Genomic DNA, 20,631 nt, shown 5'->3' with positions numbered 1-20,631 from the left:
CCATATCAGAGTTAGGGCACCATGGTCAAAACTGTTCCACGTGGAACAAGCTATTTGCCGATGCAAAATCCTGCAAAGAGCCGGTCCAGCATATCCTCTGTGCTTGCCCGCCCGGTCAACCGGTCGACAGCCTCGCGCGCTTGGCGCAATTCTTCGGCGATAATGAGAAGATCTGCGCTGCCTGCCGCTGCTTGAACATGATCACGTAGGAGGCGTACGCCTTTCCGTTGACGCTCATGCAACGCATAGTCGCCGGTCGATGGGAGCAATTTGGACGCACGGTCCAGTAGCAGCGCGATTAGCTGTTCCATCCCCTCCCCTGTCAGAGCTGAGATGGGTAACCCCTCCCCTGCCACCTGGCGATCGCATTGAGCAGCAAGCTGGATCGCATCGGCGCGTGGAAGTTGAGCAGCTTCTCCGAGCCACAGAATGATATCAGCGGCTTCAACCGCAGCCCGCGCGCGGTCCATCCCGATGGATTCGATTACGTCGCTGGTGCTTTCCCGAAGACCCGCCGTGTCGGTGAATAAAAAGGCGGTGCCGCCCAAAGCCGCCGGCACTTCAATACGGTCACGCGTTGTTCCCGCGATGTCCGACACGATAGCCGCTTCCCGTCCGACGAGCGCGTTCAGCAAAGTTGATTTGCCCGCATTCGGCGGCCCCGCCAGCACCACCCTTATACCGTCCCGCAGCCGCTCCGCCGAGGGAGCGCTAAGCGAATCGCCAAGCTCATCCGCCAGGTCGGCCAAGCTCGATGTGATACGCCTTTCGGTCGCGTCGTCCGGCACATCATCTTCGTCAGAAAAATCGAGAGCCGCTTCCGCCATGGCAGACAAGTTCAATAGCGCCGCCTGCCACCCTTCGATCCTGCGCGAAAAATGGCCTTCACTCATGAGCAGCGCGGCGCGGCGCTGCTGCTGTGTTTCTGCCGCCAGCAGGTCGGAAAGACCCTCGACCTCATTCAAGTCCATCCGCCCATTTTCGAATGCGCGGCGTGTGAATTCCCCTGGTTGGGCCGGGCGCAGCCCAGGCAGTGCGCTGAGCGCATCCTCAACCGCCGCGATGACGGCCCGTCCCCCATGACAGTGAAGTTCGACCAGATCTTCGCCGGTTGCCGTCCCCGGCCCAGGCAACCATAATGTCAGCGCCCGGTCTAGTGGAGCACTGTCGCGGAAGTCTGTGAGCAGCATCAAGCGCGCCCGGCGCGGCGGCGGCACAGATCCCGTCAAGGCTTCCAGCGCCTCACACGCCGAAGGGCCGCTGACCCTTAAGACGCCGATGCCGGCGGGCGGCGCGCCGCTCGACAGTGCGAAGATCGTATCGGTCACATGCAGCTTAGGATTTGTCGCCATTCTTCCCGGCAACACTCGCCATGCCAATATCCATCATCTGCCGGAACAGCCGCATTCCTGCGTCTCCCAAAGGGGAGAAGCTTTTGAACATCGTTTCCATCTGCTCGACATTGGCGATGCCGTCGAAACTGTCCAATACCGTCTTCACATATTTATCGTGAATTGGCGTGACGTCCGGCAGGCCCAGGAAGGTCCGGGCCTCGGCAGGGGTGCAATCTACGTCCACGGTCACTTTCATCGTCGGCAACCCTTTTGCTGCGGCCAGACAAGCGTCATGCCGCAACATGGGTCGTAAAGGCAAATAATTTGGCTTTTTGGGCTGTTGGCCACCTCGGAAAAGGCGATTATGCCTGCATAAGCACACATAAGGGAAAGGATTTCCGCCATGGGAGAATATAGCTCGGTCTCCGCTTTGGAAGGCGACGGCCAGTTTGACGTGTATGTGGCTCGCCCATCGGCGAAGCCCCGGGCGGCGATTATCGTCATTCAGGAAATCTTCGGCGTGAATGAAGGCATCCGGCGGAAATGCGATAACTGGGCGCAGCAGGGCTATCTCGCCCTTGCTCCTGATCTGTTCTGGCGGGATGAGCCCCATGTCGAATTGGACGCGGATATCCCTGAACAGTTCCAGACCGCTATCGGCCACATGCAGAAGCTCGATCAGGACAGCGCAATCTACGACATCGAAGCGACCATCAAGGCGGCTCGCGCGGAATTGGGCAGCGGCGGTAAAGTCGGCGTGGTGGGCTACTGCCTCGGCGGCCGCCTCACTTTCATGGCGGCCTGTCGTACCGACGGGGATGCCTTTGTCGGCTATTATGGCGTCGGTATCGACAATCTGCTCGGCGAACAGCATGCTATCGGCAAGCCGGTCCTGCTGCACATCCCGACCGCCGATGGCTTCGTCCCGCCAGAGGCTCAAAAGAAGATGCATGATGGATTGCAGGATAATCGCCACGTCACGCTTCATGACTATGAAGGCCTCGATCATGGCTTCGCTGCGGAGATGGGGGTCCGCCGGGACGAGCAAGCGGCGCAGCTTGCGGACAAGCGTACCGCGGACTTCTTTGCCGCCCATCTCTGATTGGAAGGTTCATCGATGACACAGGCCTGGCGCATGATAGCCCGCTCGACGGGCGGCCCTGAAGTAATTAAGCGGGAAGCCTTCGACCCACCCAGCCCTGCAGCTGGAGAGGTGCTGATCGCGCAGGACGCCATTGGCCTGAACTTCATCGACACCTATTACCGATCGGGCCTTTACGCAGCACCCCTGCCTCTGACGCTGGGGGTCGAAGGGGCGGGCTATGTCGCGGCCCTGGGCGCGGGCGTCGGGGGCCTCCAGGTCGGGGACAAGGTCGGCGCTGCCGGTGGATTGGGTGCATACTCCACGCATCGTATCGTCGCAGCCGATCGCGTCATCAAAATTCCTGACGCGATCGGCACGGACGCAGCGGCCGCGATGATGCTGAAAGGCATGACGGCCTGCGCGCTTGCCGAAGATGTGCTGCCGCTGGAATCTGGCCAGGTCGCGCTTGTCCACGCTGCGGCAGGCGGCGTCGGATCCGTGCTGGTTCCCTGGCTGCGCGACAAAGGCGTCATCGTCATCGCCCATAGCGGCTCAGCGAAAAAGGCCGCGACGGTGACGGCCGACCACAGTCTCTGTGGCCCCTTCTCCGAACTGGCCGATCAGGTGCGAGCGTTGACGGGCGGCAGGGGCGCTGACGTCGTCTATGATGGGGTAGGCAAGGACAGCTGGAGCACGTCGCTTGCCTCACTGAAGCGTCGCGGCATGATGGTGAGCTACGGAAATGCCTCAGGGCCGGTGCCTCCGGTCACGCTGCTGGAATTAAGCCGCGCCGGTTCGCTCTACGTCACTCGCCCGACCGTGTTCGATTATGTCGCCACGCGCGAAGAATTGGATCATGTGACCGCCCGCCTATTTGAGCGCATGCAACGAGGCGTGGTCCGCCCGCTCATCGGCCAGCGCTTCGCCCTCTCGGACGTTGCCGAAGCGCATCGCCAGTTGGAGGCAAGGCAGACCGTGGGCAGCACTGTGCTGGTGCCATGACCGGTCTGTACGCTCCCTTGGCGTCTGAATATGCATCTACCGATCAAAGCACTGCTCGCGCCATTTTGGGCGGCGCAACTCTTCACCGGCGCAAAATCCTTTATTGATAACCCGCTCATCGGATCGGCCCGGCTAAACGCCTTGGGCTTACATGCCGCTCGAGTGCGTGCGGCCCACGCAATGGCCCGCTGGCGGCGTGCTGGCCTCGCGGCGCATGTACATCCGGATGAACGCGACAGCTTTCAGCGGGATGGTGTGGTTGAGATCCGTGACTTCCTTCCTCCCGCGCTGTTTCAGCAACTCAGACAGGAACTACTCGGCTTCCGCGGGGCGGCTCGGGAAACGGTGCAAGGCGACACGATCACCCGCCGTATAGCGATCGATGTCGAGCTTCGGAATAGCGCCCCTACTATTCGCCATTTCGCCCGGCATCCACGCTGGCGCGCTTGCCCGCTACATCGCGAGCTTTGACATGGAGCCCCTACTCTACCTCCAGTCGATCCTGCCAAATCGCCATGATGCGCCGCCCGACCCGCAGTTGCAGATCCATACCGACACATTCCACCCGGCTATGAAAGCGTGGTATTTCCTGAATGACGTTGGAGCCGAACAGGGTCCCTTCGCCTATGTCAGGGGCTCGCACAGGCTAACGCCGGAAAGGCTGGCATGGGAAAAAAGCCGCAGCCTTGCGGCGGGGGCGGCGTCTGCCGCCTTTCCGGCCGGGGTTCGCTTCGCATCAGGGAGGAGGAACTGGCGGGGCTAAGCCTGCCTCAGCCCACGATCTTCGCGGTGCCTGCGAATACGCTGATCGTCGCCGACACCTTCGGCTTCCATGCCCGCTCACCCGCCAGCACGTCAGAGCCGCGCGTGGAAATTTGGGCTTACAGCCGCCACAATCCCTTCCGGCCGTTCCGCGGCTGGGATATCGGCAGGGTACCGGGCATTGCCGAAAGGCGGATTGGCTGGCGCTGAAGATTGGCGGACATGGCGAGCGGATTGATCAATCAGCCCTGGCGCGCCGTGGCCTTAAAGCGAGCGACGGACGACTAACCCGTCGCTCGCCGCATAGCTTCAGCCAAACAGCGTCAATATGCCGACATTATGATCGACGACGCCCTCATAGATCATCTTCACGGCGACATAGATGATGACGGCAAGGCCGACATAGGCGATCCAACGGAACCGCTCGATATATTTGGCGATGATATTTGCCGCCACGCCCATCAGGGCGACCGACAGGATCAGGCCGATGATCAGGATGCCCGGATGATCGCGCGCCGCGCCCGCGACCGCCAGGACGTTGTCAAGGCTCATCGAAACGTCGGCAACGGCCACGGCCCAAGCCGCCGCGGCGAAGCTCTTGGCGGGGCGCAGACCGGAAATATCGTCGTCGCTGGTGTCGCCGGGCGTGTCACCACCCCGCTTGGGATGCAGCTCCCGCCACATTTTGAAAGCGACCCACAGCAGCAGCAGGCCGCCCGCCAGAATCAGGCCGACAATCTGCATCAGCTGCGTCACGACCAGCGCAAAGCCGATCCGCAGAACCAGCGCGGCGATGATGCCGATCAGGATGACGCGTTGGCGCTGCTGCGCCGGCAGGCCCGCGGCGAGCGCGCCAACGACGATCGCATTGTCGCCAGCCAGCAGGACGTCGATCATCAGCACCTGGCCAAAGGCGGCCAGCGCGGCGGGAGAGCCGATATTGCTGAAATCGTTGACGATGTGCCCCCAGATGTCGGCGGGCGAGCCCAGCCCCTGCGCGGCGGCAGCGGCAGTCGTGATGAGGTCGAGCATGGCGGCCTAACGAAGCTCCCGCTTACTGGTTCATCGAATCGAAGAAGTCTTCGTTGGTCTTGGAATCCTTCATCTTGTCGAGGAGGAATTCCATCGCATCGATCGTGCCCATCTGCATCAGGATACGGCGCAGCACCCACATTTTGGACAGCTTGGCCTTGTCGACCAGCAGCTCTTCCTTGCGGGTGCCCGACTTGCCGACGTCCAGCGCCGGGAAAATGCGCTTGTCGGCGACCTTGCGGTCCAGCACGATTTCCGAGTTGCCGGTGCCCTTGAACTCTTCGAAGATGACTTCGTCCATGCGGCTGCCGGTGTCGATCAACGCCGTCGCGATGATGGAGAGCGAGCCCCCCTCCTCGATGTTGCGCGCAGCGCCGAAAAAGCGCTTGGGCCGCTGCAGCGCGTTGGCGTCCACACCGCCGGTCAGCACCTTGCCCGACGACGGCACCACCGTGTTGTAGGCGCGGCCAAGGCGCGTGATCGAGTCGAGCAGGATCACCACATCCTTCTTATGTTCCACGAGGCGCTTGGCCTTCTCGATCACCATTTCGGCGACCTGGACGTGGCGCGACGCGGGCTCGTCGAAGGTCGAGGAGACGACCTCGCCCTTCACGCTGCGCTGCATGTCGGTGACTTCTTCCGGACGCTCGTCGATCAGCAGGACGATCAGGAAAACTTCAGGGTGATTGTCGGTGATCGCCTTGGCGATGTTCTGGAGCAGGACCGTCTTACCCGTGCGCGGCGGCGCGACGATCAATGCGCGCTGCCCCTTGCCCTGCGGCGAGACGATATCGATGACGCGCGCCGACTTGTCCTTGACCGTCGGGTCCAGCGTATCGAGCACCAGCTTCTGGGTCGGATAAAGCGGCGTCAGATTGTCGAAATTGACGCGATGGCGGACGACTTCAGGATCGTCGAAATTGACCGACATCAGCTTGGTCAGCGCGAAATAGCGCTCGCCATCCTTGGGCGCGCGAATTTCGCCTTCCACCGTATCGCCGGTTCGCAGGCCGAATTTGCGGACCTGATTAGGCGAAACATAAATATCGTCAGGACCGGCCAGGAAATTCGCTTCCGGGCTGCGCAGGAAGCCGAAGCCGTCGGGCAACACCTCGATCGTGCCCTCGCCCATGATCTGCTCGCCATTTTCCGCTTCGGCCTTGAGGATCGCGAACAGCAGGTCCTGCTTACGCAAGGTCGATGCGCCTTCGACGCCCAGCTCCTCCGCCATGGTGACAAGGTCGGCGGGTGATTTCTTCTTGAGGTCCTTAAGGTGCATTCGACTAAAGTCCGATGGAGAGAGATGAGGAAGGAAATTCGAAAATCGGGGAGAGCTGCCCGGTATGAAGAACACGGGAGACTCCGGCGCTGGACGGCCGGAAGAGATTGTTCGCGTTTAGCGACCAGCCTGCCCCCAAGTCAAGGCGCAGCAACGCCCCGCACGCAGGGAAAATGCGTGGTTGATGACCTTCGTCGGCAGAAGGTGCAGCAGTTGCGGCGATAGACCATGGCGACGCCTTCATGCTATGAAGGGCCATAACAGCCGGAGAGGTGAGGGCATGAGACATTTTCCTCTCGTCCCCGCAATTGCTGTCCTCATATTCAGCCTCCCTGCGGCGGCGCAGATGCCCCCTGCAACCGATCCCCCTGCGGTCGTGCGGACGCTGTCCACCGACGACGATCGTGTCTCCATCCCGATCCATATCAGCGGCAAGGGACCGTGGAACTTCATCGTGGATACCGGGTCGCAGCGCACCGTCATCTCCCGCGACCTTGCCGAACGGCTCGCCCTTCCCACGCGCCGCTCGGTGACGATCGTCAGCATGGCGGGTCGCAGCGAAACGCGCACCGTTGCTGTCCCGCAACTTGGCTATGGGGATGCGACGATCAACGACATCGAGGCCCCAGTGCTGGAAGCGAACCATCTGGGCGCAGCGGGGCTGCTTGGCCTCGACAGCCTGCATGCCAAGCGCCTGTTGCTGAATTTCCGCACCGGGCGCATGGAGATCGGCTCGAGCCGCCCGAAGTGGCGCGATCCCAACGCAATCATCGTCGAGGCGCGCCGCCGCAAAGGACAGTTGATCCTGCTCCATTCCGACGCGAACGGGCTTAAGGTCAACATCATCCTCGACACCGGCACGCATCTCAGCGTCGGCAATCTGGCGCTGCGAGACAAGCTCATCCGGAAAAAGCGCGCACCGCTGATGAGCACCGTCAGCCTGCTCAGCGTCACCGGCGAGACGTTGACCGGGCAACTGGGTCGCATCGGCCGCATCCGCATGGGTCCCATCGCCTTGACCGATCTGCCGGTCATGTTCGCCGATGCCCAGCCTTTCCGAGAACTCGGCCTGCAAGACAAGCCGACCCTGCTGCTCGGCATCCAGGCGCTCAAGATGTTCGACCGCGTCGCCATCGATTTCGGCCGCGGAAAGGTCGATTTCCTGATGCCCGACGCTGGTTCGCTCGATCGGCAGCGCTTCGCCGCAACCCCGCGCAAAGCCGGTTAGGGGATTAGTGGGGCGCGGACCGCTGCCGGTCGCGGCCCAGCACCTGGTCGATCCATTGCTGGTCCAGACGCGGCGGCATCGTGCGCGCTGCCGGAGCCTGCTCGATCGGTTGCTCATCCTGCTCCGGATCTTCCTGATCCTGCTGCTGGTCTTGGCTGATTGGCAGGCCGTTCTCATCGACCATCATGCCGCCACCGGTCCTATTGTCGGGCTGGCCATAATACGCTTCCTCGTCCGGCTCCAACTGCCATTCGGGCAGCGTCACCTGGGTCTCGAACTGCTCGACCGGGCGGCGAGACACCGCGACTTTCATATAGTCGGCAAAGGCATGAGCCGGAGCGCGTCCACCCTGCAGCACGCCGACAGCGCGCGCGTCATCGCGGCCCATCCACACGCCGGTGGTGATGCCGCTGGAAAAGCCCAGAAACCAGCCATCCTTGTTGCTGCTGGTGGTGCCGGTCTTGCCCGCAACCGGCCGCCCGATCTGCGCCGCCTTGCCGGTGCCGGTACTGACCGCCGTCTGCATGAGGTCGGTCATCCCGGCCGCAACCCAAGGCGCGACTAGCACGCGGCTGGTATCGTCCTGATGCTGATAGAGCAGCCGGCCGTCAGCGGTCGTCACCTTGGTGATGCCATAGGGCGTAACCGCCACTCCCTTGCGCGCGATCGAGGCGAAGGCCCGGGTCATGTCGATCAGCCGTACGTCCGACGTCCCCAACACCATCGAAGGATGCGTGTTGATCGGCGTCGTGATGCCGAAGCGGCGCGCCATATCTGCAACGGTCGGGAAGCCCACTTCAACACCCAGCTGCGCCGCGACGGTGTTGATCGAATAGGCAAAGGCGGTGCGGATATCGATGTCGCCTGAATAGCGCCCGGAACTATTGCGCGGGCTCCAGCCGTTGATCGTCACCGGCTTGTCCGTGACGCGCGTATCGGGCGTATATCCCGCCTCCAGCGCCGCCATATAGACGAAGATCTTCCACGCCGAACCCGGCTGGCGGGTGGCGGTGGTCGCGCGATTATAGTTGGACGTCACATAGTCCAACCCACCCACCATGGCGCGCACAGCCCCGTCCCGATCCACGGACACGAGCGCTCCCTGCGCGCCCGCAGGCACATTGGCCTGGATCGCCGCCGTCGCCGCCTTCTGCATCCCGAGGTCAATGGTCGTATAGACCTCCAGCGGCTCGTTAGGCTCATCGACCAGCACGTCCAGTTGCGGCAGCGCCCAGTCGGTGAAGTAACGCACGCTGTTCTGCGGCGGCTCCGGAGCCATCTTCACATCATTGAGATCGATGCTGGCCCGCTCCGCCGCGCTGATCGCGCCATTTTCCTGCATCAGCTGCAGCACCACGCCCGCGCGGCCAATGGCGGCCTCGGCGTCGGCTGTGGGCGAATAGCTGGACGGGGCCTTGACCAGACCCGCGATGATCGCTGCTTCAGGCAGGCGGAGCGTGGTTGCCGAATGACCGAAAAACTTCCGGCTTGCGGCGTCGATGCCATAGGCCCCCCCGCCGAAATAAACCTTGTTGAGATACAGCTCCAGAATCTGCCGCTTGGAGAATTTCCGCTCCAGCGCCAACGCCAGGATCATCTCCCGCACCTTGCGGCCCCAACTATAGCTGTTGTTGAGGAAGATGTTCCGCGTCACCTGCTGCGTGATGGTCGATGCGCCCTGCCAGCGGCGGCCCTTGCCCCGGTTCTCCAGCGCCACCCACGTGGCCCGCGCCATGCCGATCGGATCGACGCCAGGATGCAGGTAGAAACGCTTGTCCTCGGTCGAGATCATGGCATCCACCATGACGTTCGGGATCTGATCATAGGCAAGCCAGCGGCCAAAACTCGGCCCCAACGAAACGATCACGCTCCCATCGGCGGCATGCACGCGGATCATCTGGCCGTTGGGCGAGGATTTCAGCGATTCATAACTGGGCAGCGACTGGTAGGCGATGACCACCGCGACCACTATGGCGAACAGTCCACCCAGCGTGGCGACCAGTCCGAACTTCACGGCGCGCACCAGCCACAGCCTCGCCCTGCCCGGCGTCCCCTTGCTCTTGCCTGATCGTGCCATCTATGCCGCTCGCATACGCGCTAAGTGAACGGGCGGCCAGCGGAAATCAGGCGCAAGCAACCCTTGAAACTCGGTTCTCAAGAGAAGCGAGGCTTTACCGGCGATGAATAATTATTCAACCTCGTCCCGCGCTTTGAAATCCAGCGACGCGCTGTTCATGCAATAGCGCAGACCGTTGACGCCAGGACCGTCAGGGAAGACATGCCCGAGATGGCCCTCGCACTTCGCGCAGCGTACTTCAGTGCGGATCATGCCATGGCTGCTGTCGCGAATTTCTTCGACCGCATCGATATCGACGGGCGCCGTGAAGCTCGGCCAGCCCGATCCGCTGTCATATTTCTCTTCCGCGTCGAACAGCTCCGCGCCACATCCGGCGCAATAATATACGCCGTCGGCCTTGTTACTGTTATATCGGCCGGTGAAAGCCCGCTCGGTCCCCGCTTCGCGCAGGACATGATATTGTTCGGGGGAAAGGCGCTCACGCCATTCAACGTCGGTCAGGTTGAGCTTGTCCATGGGCGCAATATGGCGAGCCCGTCCCCAGCGATCAAGCGCTTAGCAGGCCACCCATATGCCTACCTCCCATCCGTTCGCTGGGGCGAAGTCGAGACGTCGCGCGCAATCTCTCCCTATTCCCGCGAAAGGAGATGCACATTTTCTCTACCGCTCGCGCGCCGCCTGCCGCGCGATCGCCAGCAATTCGTGCCGCACCATCAGGTCGCCCAGTCCCCTGCCCGACCGGCTCGCCCGCTCGGCTTGCGCCAGCCGCTGGATGACGCGCGCAATTCCATGCGCATCCCACAGCCGCACCTGCCGCGTCACCACACCCTTTTCCTTCCAGAACACCTGCTTGCCTGCCGCCTCGACCGCCGCATCCAGACGCCCGCTATCGTCAAAGGACGTCCGGATATTCGCCAGCAGCATCGCGCGGGTTAGCAGCGGCCGCAACACCGCGGCCATTGCCGTTCCAGCCTCCGCCAGCCGCCCCAGCTCTCGGTGCATCGCGCGAAGATCACCGCCAAGCACCGCGTTGACCAGCGGCGCGGAGTCGGCGTCGGGGTTGTCCGCCGACAGGGCGTCCAGCGCCTCGCTTGTCGCATCGCCCGGCCGGTCCGGCGCCGCGTCAAGATAGAGCGTCAGCTTCTCGATTTCGCCCGCCATCAACGCACGGTCGCCATTGGCCAGATCGACGATGCGCTTGGCCAGCTCCGGCGCAAGGCGCAGCCCCCCTTCCCGCGCGATGGCTACGGCGATCTGCTCCGCCTCCCGCGCGTCGGGCTGGTAGGACGCAAAGGCCATCGCCGCCGGGCTGTCGAGGACGAGCTTGAGCAGCTTGGACGTACCCTTCAGCGCGCCCGCGGTAGCGATGACCGGGTTACCCGCCGCCTCCGCTTCCAGCAGCGCAGACAGCGCAGGCAGCGATTCTTCTCCCATGCCGTTGATGCGCACCCACCGCTTGTCACCGAACATGGAGAAGGACGCCGCCTCGTCCGCGAGCCGCGCCGGGTCGTCGCGCAATGTCCGCGGGTCCAAATCCACGCGCTCCGCCTCCGGGCCCATGGCGCGCTCCAGCCGCTTGGCCAGCGCCGCGCTCCCGGCTTCATCCGGTCCGTACAGCAGGAAAAAACGTATGTCGGCCGACGGTGCGTCGAGCGCCTTTTCTATCTGGCCCCGATTGGCCTTCAACGCTGCTGTTCCCGCGCGGCGTACAGCGCGAGCCGGGTCACGATCTGGTCGGCGATGGTTTGCGACAGTCGCTCCAGCGCCGTATCTTCCGCCGCGATGGTTGCATATTCGCTCGACGTGACATCGATGCCCGCATCCGAACCGGCGGTGTCATCGATGACCTGGGTTCCCGTCGCCGTATCGATCAGTTGATAACGGGCCCGCAGCGTCCGCCGCTCGCGCGTGACCGCGGCGTCCGCCCGAAGACCAAAGCCGCTGATCTGGTCGTCCAGCTTCACCACCAGCTTGTAGGTGGGGCCATTGCCGCTCATCGCCGCCAGCCGGTCATTAAGCGCATTGCGCACCAGCCAGCCGCCCTTGCCCTCGATCGCCGCGACCTCGACATTACCCAGCCGCTGCGCCACTGCCCCATGGCTGCCCCCGCTATAGACGGGATGCAGCCCGCAGGCAGAGAGCGAAGCGAGCAGGAGAAGGGGGACGGTGCGTTTCATAGACCAATCTCTATCCGTTCGGGCTGAGTCTGTCGAACGAGACGGGTGGCTCGTTCGAACAGGGCGGTCGGAGCTTGCTAGATAACCAGGTTCACCAGACGATCAGGCACCACGATCACCTTCTTGGGGCTCGCCCCATCCAGCGTCCGCACCACATTGGGCGCCGCCAGAGCCAGCTTTTCCAATTCCTCCTTGGGCGTACCCTTGGGCACGGTGATCGTGTCGCGCAGCTTGCCCATCACCTGGCAAGCGATGGTGACTTCATCCTCGACCAGCAGCGCCGGATCGACGTCAGGCCACGCCGCCTCGGCGATCAGACCTTCCTCGCCCATGTCCGCCCACGCTTCTTCGGCCAGATGCGGGGTCATCGGCGCGACCAGCAGCGCCAGCGCCCGGATCGCCGCGCTGCGGCTGGCCGAGGGCTTGGCCTTTTCGACCGCGTTGGTGAGTTCGTAGATCTTCGCCACAGCCTTGTTGAAGGACAGCGCCTCGATATCCTTGGCAACGCCGTCGATGGTCTGGTGCAGCTTGCGGTCGAGCGCCTTGTCCTGCCCTTCCGCCCCCTTATCAGCCTCGCCAAACAGCCTCCAAAGACGGTTTACGAAGCGCCAGGACCCTTCGATGCCGGCCTCGGTCCAGGGCAGGTCGCGCTCCGGCGGGCTGTCGGACAGCATGAACCAGCGCACCGCGTCCGCGCCATATTGGGCGATGATGTCATCGGGATCGACGACATTCTTCTTGGACTTGGACATTTTCTCGACACGACCGACCGTAACCAGCGCGCCACTGTCCAGCATCACGACCTTGTCGCCCTGCCGCTCCACATCCTGCGGGGCCAGCCAGGTGCCTTCGGGCGACTTGTAGGTCTCGTGCGTCACCATCCCCTGGGTGAAAAGCCCGGTGAACGGCTCCGCAAAGCCGATTTGCCCCATATGCTGCAGCGCGCGGGTCCAGAAACGGGCGTAGAGCAGATGCAGGATCGCATGTTCCACGCCACCGATATACTGACCGACCGGCAGCCATTTTTCGACCGTCTCGCGGTCGAACGGCTTGTCCTTGGGCTGGCTGGCAAAACGGATGAAATACCAGCTGGAGTCGGCGAAAGTGTCCAGCGTGTCGGTCTCCCGCCGCGCCGCCTTGCCGCATTTCGGGCAATCGACATGCTTCCAGGTCGGGTGGCGATCCAGCGGATTACCGGGAATGTCGAAGCTGACATCCTCGGGCAACACTACGGGCAGCTGATCCTTGGGCACGCCCACGGCCCCGCAATCCTCGCAATGGATCACCGGGATCGGCGTGCCCCAATAGCGCTGGCGCGACACGCCCCAGTCGCGCAGGCGGAATACGGTGGTGCCAGTGCCCCAGCCCTCGCTTTCGGCGCGGCGGATAACCTCGGCCTTCGCATCCTCGACGCTCATACCGTTGAGGAAATCGGAGTTCACAAGGCGGCCCGGCCCGGCATAGGCTTCGTCGCCAATGCCCTTGTCCTCATCGCCCTCCGCAGCGACCACGCGCTCGACCGGCAGCATATATTTGCGCGCAAAGTCGAGGTCGCGCTGGTCATGCCCCGGCACCGCCATGACCGCGCCCGTGCCATAATCCATCAACACGAAATTCGCGACGAACAGCGGCAACTTGCGCCCGGTAAAGGGATGGATCACCGACAGGCCGGTGTCATAGCCCTTCTTCTCCTGCGTCTCGACCTCGGCAGCGGCGGTGCCCGTATGACGGCATTCCTCGGCAAAGGCGGCGAGCGCCGAGTCCTTGGCTTCCAGTGCCAGCGCCAGCGGATGATCCGCCGCAATCGCCGCGAAGCTCGCCCCGAAGATCGTGTCGGGACGGGTGGAGAAAACCTCCAGTTCGCTGATGCCGTCAACGACCTCATCCAGCTTGAAGCGGAATTGCAGACCGACCGACTTGCCGATCCAATTTTCCTGCATCAACCGCACCTTTTCGGGCCACTGGTCGAGCGTCTTCAAACCCGCCAACAGGTCATCGGCAAATTGAGTGATCTTGAGGAACCATTGGCTAAGCTTGCGCTTCTCGACCGGCGCGCCGGAGCGCCAGCCCTTGCCATCGATCACCTGCTCGTTCGCTAGCACGGTCATATCGACCGGGTCCCAATTGACCGCTGATTCCTTGCGATAGACGAGGCCCGCTTCCATCATGTCGAGGAACAGCGCCTGTTCCTGCCCATAATAATCCGGCTCGCAGGTCGCCAGCTCCCGGCTCCAATCGAGCGCAAAGCCCAGCTTCTTGAGCTGTGTCCGCATCGTCGCGATATTCTCGCGCGTCCAGCTGCCCGGATGCACCTTCTTTTCCATCGCGGCATTTTCGGCCGGCATGCCAAAGGCGTCCCAGCCCATCGGATGCAGTACCTCATGTCCCGTCATCCGGCGGAAGCGCGCCAGCACGTCACCCATCGAATAGTTGCGCACATGGCCGATATGGATCCGCCCGGAGGGATAGGGGAACATCTCCAGCACATAGGAACGCGGCTTGTCGCTGCTGTCGGACGCCTTGAACGTCTGCTTCTCGTCCCAGACGGCCTGCCATCGGGCGTCGGCCTCCAGCGGGTTGAAGCGCCTTTGCATCTATTCCAGTCCTCAAAATGCAGGCGGGCTGAGCTTTTCCAAGCCCAGCCCCAGTTATTCAGGAAAATCCGTTAAACGAAATCTTATCCGGCAATCGCCATCCGGCGCAGGTCGCGCGCCTTGGTCAGGATGATCTCTTCCAGCTTCTGCACGGTCGCGGCCTGGACCGGCGCATCGATCCACTGACCGCCCTGGTTGACCTGTCGGCTGGCAGCCACGCGCAGCGCATCAGCGCGCAGATCCTGGTCCAGGATCGACACGGTCAGCTTCATCCGCTCGTTTGGGCTGTTGGGATTGGCGTACCAGTCCGTGACGATCACGCCGCCGTTCGAATCCGTCTGCACCATCGGCATGAAGGACAGCGTGTCCAGCGTCGCGCGCCACAAATAGCTGTTGACGCCGATGGTCGTCACTTTGGACGCGGCCAGATCGGCCTTCGGACGCTCCTTGGACCCGCCGCCACAAGCAGCGAGCGGCAGAAGCGCGGCCAGCAGCAGACCGGCGGAAACAGAAGCGGGTAGGCGGCGGACCATCAGGCATGTCCCATATTGAGGAAAAACGCCCCGCTTCTATAGAGAAGCCGTGGCAATGGGCAAGGGGGACCGCGGACGCGTAAGAAACGCTTCGCCGACCCGTGCGTTTGGACTCTGTGTGTTCCGTGCAACAGCGCGGACAAAAAGGTCATGACGTACTACCCATTGCAGGCTCTCAGGTGTACAGGTTTAGAAAATTAGTCGGTGGGGAAGAGATTCGCGTCATGCGTATGAAGAGGGGACAGTTAGCATTGGCAGGCTCGGCTATCGCCGTGGCCGGCTTCATGCTGTCTCCCGCTCTTGGCGCCGCAACCGATCTTGTCCGCATGCGGGCTGACGTGCCCGTTTCGCTCGGCGCGCTCGGCAGCATTTCTTCCTTCACCCCAACGACCAAAGACCCGCGCCTTGCCGCCGCTTACGCGCGCATCGCCGCCTCGGCCGGTCGTCAGAATTTCCGCTTCACGCCAACCAGCGGCTCGCTCAGCGGGCAGCGTTCGGTCACCGTGATGGTGCGCGCGACCGATCTCAATGATCGCATGACCGTCAGCCGTACGCTCGATCCCGTCAGCATCGCTCCCGTCGCCTTCAGCCTGAACAATGCGCATAACTGGCGCAAGTTCGCCCTGCCTGAAGCGGTCGGCCGCAAGGAACTCGACCCGGTTTCGATCGATCAGATCGCGGGCGCAAAGAATTTCTCGCTGGATCAGGGCACCAAGAATCGGTTCAGCACCAAGGTGATGATCGAAAGCCGCCGCGATCCTGGCGCTGCCGTTCGCGCGCCCAATGCGGACAAGGATTATTCGCTGGATCTGGCCAGCTCCTACTCGCTAACGCGCAATCTCAACGTCACGGCCGGGCTGCGCTACAACAACAGCGTCATCGGCCGCCTGACCCCGATGACCGACGAGCGGCAGGATAATCAGGCCGTCTATTTGGGCACGGTATTCAAATTCTGATCGGACGGAGGGTCTTGAACCCTCCTTCGGTCGTACCAGCCAATGCTATCGCATAGCCCCAGCTTCACCTGATCATTCCCTAGCGTTCCTCTGCGAACCCAAGTTGGACGAGGACTCTCGACAAGCCCCATGCGGACGGCGGGTGAGTCTGCTCACGACCATTACCGAACATTTGCTATCAAGATGTCAGCCGAACCAGTAAGTTGCGGTAACGCCGCCATCCATCAACAAATCGCTGCCGGTAATAAACGCCCCGTCCTGTCCCATGAGCAGTGCAGCGGCGGTTTCTATCTCGTCCGGCGTCCCGGCGCGCTTCGCCACAGAGCTTTCGATCATCTTGCGATAACCTTCGCCGCGCGGCCCCGTGAGTTCGTCATTCGCAAGGGGCGTGATGATGATGCCTGGACTTATGCTGTTGATCCGCGCTCCGCGCCGACCCCAGCGCACCGCCTCGGCCATGACCCGCAGCACATTGCCGCGCTTCGAAAGTTGGTAGGCGTGCAATGTGTCCTTCACCTCGCCAGTTTGCAGAAACGGCAAATTGAGGAGGTCTTCGACAGGGGTCATCGCCAACGCCTTGCTCTGCTCCACCGGAAGCGGGCCAAGCCTGTGCCCCGATTGAGAAGAAATAACGACGCCCGAGCCGCTGGGCGCCATGACATTGCCAAATAGCTCAAGCAAAAGCGCAGTGCCGTAAAGATCGACCTTCAATATGGTCTCGACCGGTGCTTGCGACGGCGACACGCCAGCCGCCTGTATGAGGCCAGTTATATCGCCCATGCCCGTCGCCTGCCGCACCAGCGCCTCAACGGATTGGCGCGACGATACATCGACCGTGGCGGTGGTGACTTCGAAACCCGCATCGCTCAGCGTCTTGGCCGCGGCGTCGGCATTGTCCTGTCGGAGGTCGGCAAGCAAGAGCGCCCTGCCGGAGCTAACCCGACGCGCGATTGCTTGACCAATCGACCCTGCTCCAACGAGAACGACGACGTCCGTCACGAAAGCTCCTTTCGTTTGCGGACAGAAGTCTGCCGGTGCTGCCGAGTTCCAGTGGCTCTCCCCTATATCGGCTTTCCACTCTTCCGACCAACCTTCCGGACTACATCGCCTCCAGACAAGCAAACTTCAGTGAAAATCACGGCTCCCCCTCAATGCTGCCCGCATTTTCCTCCCTCATCCTATTCCGTCAGCCCATCGATCGCCGCCCAGCCTGCCGCGCCAATCCCGCGCAGCAAACCCCGATGCTTTGCACTCACGCCCCCCAGCGCCATCACCGGCATGCTTGCCCGGTGCGCCAGGGCGGCAAAGCGCCTCCGGCCGAGTGCCCTACCCCCTGGATGCGACCGTGTCGGGAACAAAGGCGACAGAAAGATGAGATCAGCCCCCGCACGCTCGGCCGCCTGCAATTCGCGCGCATTATGCGCCGCCATGCTGTGCCACAAAGGCCGCACCGTGCCGCTGACGCTGCGCCCGTGCCATCCGTCCGCGCCCCAGGCCGCCGCCTGCCGCGCGGATCCCGCAAGCAGCAGCACCAGTCGCCTGCGGCGCGCGATCGTCGCCAATTGGTCAAACAGCCGCCGCCGCTCCCGACCGCCGCTCGCATGATGGCGAAAGAGGATGCCACCCCTCCCCTGCGGCAAGCGCGCCGCGCCCTTCAGCAGTGCCGCCGTCGAAACCCGTTCGTCGGTCACCAGCCAGGTCGAAGGCACATTTTTTGCGTAGCGGGCTCTCATTGCCCTCGCCTATAGCAGCCACCATGACGACCGACAGCATCGAAGCCACAGAACGGTTGAACGCCGTGCGCGAAACCATGGGCCGCGCCGCGCGCCTCACCGGCCGCACCGCCGCAGACATCACCCTGATCGCCGTCTCGAAAACGCAGGAGGCTGCCGCCATTCGTCCCCTGATCGCCGCAGGCCAGCGAAGCTTCGGCGAAAACCGCGTTCAGGAAGCGCAGGGCAAATGGCCAGAACTGCGCGCCGAAACCCCGGACATCGCACTGCATCTCGTCGGCCAGCTTCAATCCAACAAAGCCGCAGACGCCGTCGCGCTGTTCGACGTCATCCATTCGCTCGACCGCCCTTCGCTGCTCACAGCCCTCGCCAAGGCAATGGATGCGGCGGGCAAGCGCATTCCTTGCTTCATTCAGGTCAATATCGGTGCGGAAGAGCAAAAGGGCGGCTGCGCCATTGCCGACACCCCTGCCCTGCTGCGCGCTGCGCGCGACGCCGATCTTCCCGTGGCGGGCCTCATGTGCGTGCCCCCCGCCGATGTGGAGCCCGCGCCCTATTTCGCCCTGCTGGCGAAGATGGCGCGGGAAGAAGGCGTCGATCGCCTCTCCATGGGCATGTCAGGCGATTTCGAAACGGCGATCATGCTCGGCGCGACCGATATCCGCGTCGGCACCGCCCTTTTTGGAGAACGCCCTGCGCCCGCCCGCTCCCTTCCGGGAAGCGGGCGGGGCATGATCAGAAACTCCCGCGCAACGTGATGCCGTAAGTGCGGGGTTCGGCCAGATAGGCCGAAATCAGCTGGTTCGCCATCGGCGCGCCCCGCGCGAACTGACCGGTCGTCGATGTGCTTGGGCTGCTGGACTGCAGCGGGGCGCTGAAGGCGACCTGCGTATAATCCTGGTTGAAGATATTCTGGCCCCAGAATTCCACTGCCCAGCGCTGTTCCGGTCCGCGAAGACCAACACGCGCGTTGAACACCGCATAGCCGTCCTGCCGCTTTTCGGGGAACAGATCGGACCCTGTGTTAAAGTCGCTCGTCATGCGCCCATCGACATAGAAGAGCGCTGACAGCCCGCTGGAACCCAGCTCGGGTGTCCAAGACGCGCTGACCGTGGTCACCACCTCCGGCGCCTGCGAGTTAATCGATCCGGGCAGCAGGAACAGCGCCTGGTCTAGCGGCACAGAGCCATTGCCGCTGCCGACCAGCCGGTTGGCGAACTTGGCCTGAACATAGGTCAACCCGCCAGCGAATCGCACATTACGCACGGGCGTCGCCGCCAGCTCCAGCTCCACGCCCTGACTGATCAGGCCAGGCCCGACATCATCGCTGTCACAGGTACGGCTCGCCGAAAGCGCCCCGTCACAGCCATTGATATTCTGGACGACGAAGCTGGTGCCGTTGAAGGTGTTCAACTGGAAATTCTTGAACTCCTGCCGGAATGCCGCAATGTTCGCGCTCCATTTGGGCTGGGTGTATTTCAGCCCCACTTCGAACGCATCGACCTTCTCCGCTGCAAAGCGCAGGCTGGTAACATCGGCGTTGCTCCGGGGCGAAAAAACGGCCGGAACAGGGTTTAGCCCTGTCGATCCCAGCTGGAAACGATCAAGATTAAAACCGCCCGCCTTATAGCCCTTCGAATAGCTGCCATAGACCAGCAGTTCATCCACCGGCTTCCACGACAGCACGGCCGTTCCGGAAAACTGGCCATCGCTGATCCTGTCATTAAGGTTCAGCGCGTTGAGCCCGGTCGAGCTATTGCCCAAACAGCCCAGCGTCAGGATGCCCTGCGCCAGCGCCGCCGCGCTACCGAGCGCCGGGGTGGTTGCGATCTCGAACAAGTCGTTGAGCGCTCCCGGATTGCGGGTCTGCAACGCCGCGCAGGTCGCATTATTATTGTTGAAATCTGCCGAGAAACGCTTGCTCTCATGGGTGTAGCGCAGCCCCAGCGTCAGATCGAGCTGCTTGGTGATGTGGATGATATTGTGCGTGAAGAGCGCCCAATTCTCGCTCTTCTGACGATATACGGAAGCGAGATCGCCCGTACCGCTGGGGATCGCCGCCAACGCACGCAGCCCATTGCCCAGACCCGTTGACAGCGCACCAGCCGCACCGGCTCCCAGGGCAGGAGTCAAGGCGGCGTTGAGCTGCGCCTGCGTGCCGGTGATCAGCGCTTGTGTCGCCAATCCGCTGCCGCACGCCGCCAGCTGCTGCGCCGTCAGGTTGCTGTTGACGCCCGCACCCGCCATCAAACGGCAGGCTGTAAACCGGCCATAATCCGCGCCGAAGCGGATATTGTCCTCCAGCGTCAGCTTCTCATGCGCGTAGTAGCCGCCGACCAGCCAGTCCAGCACCTCGCCAAAGGCCGAACCCTGCGCCCTCAGCTCCTGCGTGAAGGTGCGGAACTGGCGATAGGTGTTGGGGTCGCGATAGAGCAGATCCGCGCCGCTATAGTCATAATCGCCATAATCCTGGCTCTTATAATCGCGGTAGGCGGTGATGCTCGTCAGTTTCGCGTCGCCCAGGTCGTAATTGACCTCGCCCGACACGCCCCAATCCTTGACCTTGCTGCCATAATTGCGGCCCGCCGTGATGGTCAGGTCTCTGTCATAGGGATCCGTCGGGAACACGCTGCCCTGCCCGGACAGGATCGCCGCTATGCGGTTGAAGGGCGCAGTCGAATAACCCCCACCCGCGACCGGCCGCCGCTCGCGTGTTTCGATATAGGCCGCGCCGCAGCAGCTTTCGTCGCGATGGGTATAATCGCCGATCAACCGGATCGACAGCGAGTCGTTCGGTTCGAACAGCGCCTGCCCGCGCACGAAATAGCGATCGCGATCGT

General features: G+C 62.8%; 18 protein-coding genes and 1 pseudogene. 6 read left to right on the top strand and 13 right to left on the bottom strand.

Annotation, left to right across the window (positions count from 1 at the left end; translation table 11 throughout):
- Positions 1-50 precede the first annotated feature (50 nt).
- Together mnmE and ACFO3E_RS14345 are read right to left on the bottom strand one after the other, a co-directional pair.
- Complete coding sequence (mnmE, locus tag ACFO3E_RS14350; RefSeq protein ID WP_066528912.1) at positions 51-1,328, bottom strand: tRNA uridine-5-carboxymethylaminomethyl(34) synthesis GTPase MnmE; 1,278 nt, start codon at positions 1,326-1,328, stop codon at positions 51-53.
- A gap of 7 nt (positions 1,329-1,335) precedes the next feature.
- The gene (locus tag ACFO3E_RS14345; RefSeq protein ID WP_066528915.1) at positions 1,336-1,590 is read right to left on the bottom strand and encodes a DUF6489 family protein; all 255 of its coding nucleotides are present in this window, start codon (positions 1,588-1,590) and stop codon (positions 1,336-1,338) included.
- A gap of 147 nt (positions 1,591-1,737) precedes the next feature.
- Between ACFO3E_RS14345 and ACFO3E_RS14340 the strand changes: the two genes are divergently transcribed.
- The 3 genes and pseudogenes from ACFO3E_RS14340 to ACFO3E_RS14330 all read left to right on the top strand — a co-directional run bounded on the left by ACFO3E_RS14340 (position 1,738) and on the right by ACFO3E_RS14330 (position 4,470).
- Positions 1,738-2,436: a dienelactone hydrolase family protein gene (locus ACFO3E_RS14340; RefSeq protein WP_380805488.1), complete on the top strand. Its 699-nt coding sequence runs from the start codon at positions 1,738-1,740 to the stop codon at positions 2,434-2,436.
- Positions 2,437-2,451: 15 nt separating this feature from the next.
- A complete protein-coding gene (locus ACFO3E_RS14335; RefSeq protein WP_225870511.1) occupies positions 2,452-3,420 on the top strand; it encodes a quinone oxidoreductase family protein in 969 nt (322 codons plus the stop codon).
- A 30-nt stretch (positions 3,421-3,450) separates the two neighbouring features.
- Positions 3,451-4,470 (top strand): annotated as a pseudogene (locus ACFO3E_RS14330) (phytanoyl-CoA dioxygenase family protein).
- Positions 4,471-4,491: 21 nt separating this feature from the next.
- Here ACFO3E_RS14330 and ACFO3E_RS14325 read toward each other — a convergent pair.
- Positions 4,492-5,214 (bottom strand): YjbE family putative metal transport protein, encoded by a 723-nt coding sequence (locus ACFO3E_RS14325; protein WP_066525855.1) that lies wholly within the window; start codon positions 5,212-5,214, stop codon positions 4,492-4,494.
- A gap of 22 nt (positions 5,215-5,236) precedes the next feature.
- Positions 5,237-6,493, bottom strand: coding sequence for a transcription termination factor Rho (gene rho, locus ACFO3E_RS14320; protein WP_066525858.1), 1,257 nt, complete (start codon positions 6,491-6,493; stop codon positions 5,237-5,239).
- Positions 6,494-6,773: 280 nt separating this feature from the next.
- Between rho and ACFO3E_RS14315 the strand changes: the two genes are divergently transcribed.
- Positions 6,774-7,721, top strand: a complete 948-nt coding sequence (locus ACFO3E_RS14315; protein ID WP_066525860.1) for a retroviral-like aspartic protease family protein — start codon at positions 6,774-6,776, stop codon at positions 7,719-7,721.
- Positions 7,722-7,725: 4 nt separating this feature from the next.
- Here the strand turns inward: ACFO3E_RS14315 and ACFO3E_RS14310 are convergent, their stop codons facing one another.
- The 6 genes from ACFO3E_RS14310 to ACFO3E_RS14285 form a co-directional block, all read right to left on the bottom strand.
- Complete coding sequence (locus ACFO3E_RS14310; protein ID WP_066525864.1) at positions 7,726-9,798, bottom strand: transglycosylase domain-containing protein; 2,073 nt, start codon at positions 9,796-9,798, stop codon at positions 7,726-7,728.
- 111 nt (positions 9,799-9,909) lie between these two features.
- Positions 9,910-10,314 carry a peptide-methionine (R)-S-oxide reductase MsrB gene (msrB, locus tag ACFO3E_RS14305; RefSeq protein WP_066525868.1) on the bottom strand — a complete coding sequence of 135 codons (405 nt, stop codon included), beginning with the start codon at positions 10,312-10,314 and terminating at the stop codon, positions 9,910-9,912.
- A gap of 144 nt (positions 10,315-10,458) precedes the next feature.
- Complete coding sequence (holA, locus tag ACFO3E_RS14300; RefSeq protein ID WP_066525873.1) at positions 10,459-11,484, bottom strand: DNA polymerase III subunit delta; 1,026 nt, start codon at positions 11,482-11,484, stop codon at positions 10,459-10,461.
- Complete coding sequence (lptE, locus tag ACFO3E_RS14295; RefSeq protein WP_066525876.1) at positions 11,481-11,975, bottom strand: LPS assembly lipoprotein LptE; 495 nt, start codon at positions 11,973-11,975, stop codon at positions 11,481-11,483. Before lptE ends, holA begins: the two co-directional genes overlap by 4 nt.
- Positions 11,976-12,052: 77 nt before the next feature.
- Positions 12,053-14,569, bottom strand: coding sequence for a leucine--tRNA ligase (gene leuS, locus ACFO3E_RS14290; RefSeq protein ID WP_380805483.1), 2,517 nt, complete (start codon positions 14,567-14,569; stop codon positions 12,053-12,055).
- 83 nt (positions 14,570-14,652) lie between these two features.
- On the bottom strand, positions 14,653-15,102 hold the full coding sequence (locus ACFO3E_RS14285; RefSeq protein WP_380805482.1) for a DUF3576 domain-containing protein: 450 nt from the start codon (positions 15,100-15,102) through the stop codon (positions 14,653-14,655).
- Positions 15,103-15,326: 224 nt separating this feature from the next.
- On the opposite strand from ACFO3E_RS14285, the gene ACFO3E_RS14280 reads away from it, so the two are divergent.
- A complete protein-coding gene (locus tag ACFO3E_RS14280; RefSeq protein ID WP_380805479.1) occupies positions 15,327-16,058 on the top strand; it encodes a hypothetical protein in 732 nt (243 codons plus the stop codon).
- A gap of 186 nt (positions 16,059-16,244) precedes the next feature.
- Here ACFO3E_RS14280 and ACFO3E_RS14275 read toward each other — a convergent pair whose 3' ends face one another.
- Positions 16,245-17,057, bottom strand: coding sequence for an SDR family oxidoreductase (locus ACFO3E_RS14275; RefSeq protein ID WP_066525883.1), 813 nt, complete (start codon positions 17,055-17,057; stop codon positions 16,245-16,247).
- 179 nt (positions 17,058-17,236) lie between these two features.
- Positions 17,237-17,791 (bottom strand): thiamine phosphate synthase, encoded by a 555-nt coding sequence (locus tag ACFO3E_RS14270; protein ID WP_066525885.1) that lies wholly within the window; start codon positions 17,789-17,791, stop codon positions 17,237-17,239.
- A 23-nt stretch (positions 17,792-17,814) separates the two neighbouring features.
- Here ACFO3E_RS14270 and ACFO3E_RS14265 point away from each other — a divergent pair, with 23 nt between their 5' ends.
- Complete coding sequence (locus ACFO3E_RS14265; protein ID WP_380805476.1) at positions 17,815-18,549, top strand: YggS family pyridoxal phosphate-dependent enzyme; 735 nt, start codon at positions 17,815-17,817, stop codon at positions 18,547-18,549.
- Here ACFO3E_RS14265 and ACFO3E_RS14260 read toward each other — a convergent pair.
- Positions 18,527-20,631: TonB-dependent receptor domain-containing protein (locus ACFO3E_RS14260; RefSeq protein WP_380805474.1), on the bottom strand; the 2,105-nt coding region annotated here is incomplete at its 5' end. The genes ACFO3E_RS14265 and ACFO3E_RS14260 overlap by 23 nt on opposite strands.

It is taken from the genome of Sphingobium tyrosinilyticum (assembly GCF_042654265.1).
Taxonomy (GTDB): Bacteria; Pseudomonadota; Alphaproteobacteria; order Sphingomonadales; family Sphingomonadaceae; genus Sphingobium; species Sphingobium tyrosinilyticum.
The sequence above is the reverse complement of the archived record's forward strand: the minus strand, read 5'-3'. Positions and strand labels throughout refer to the sequence as shown.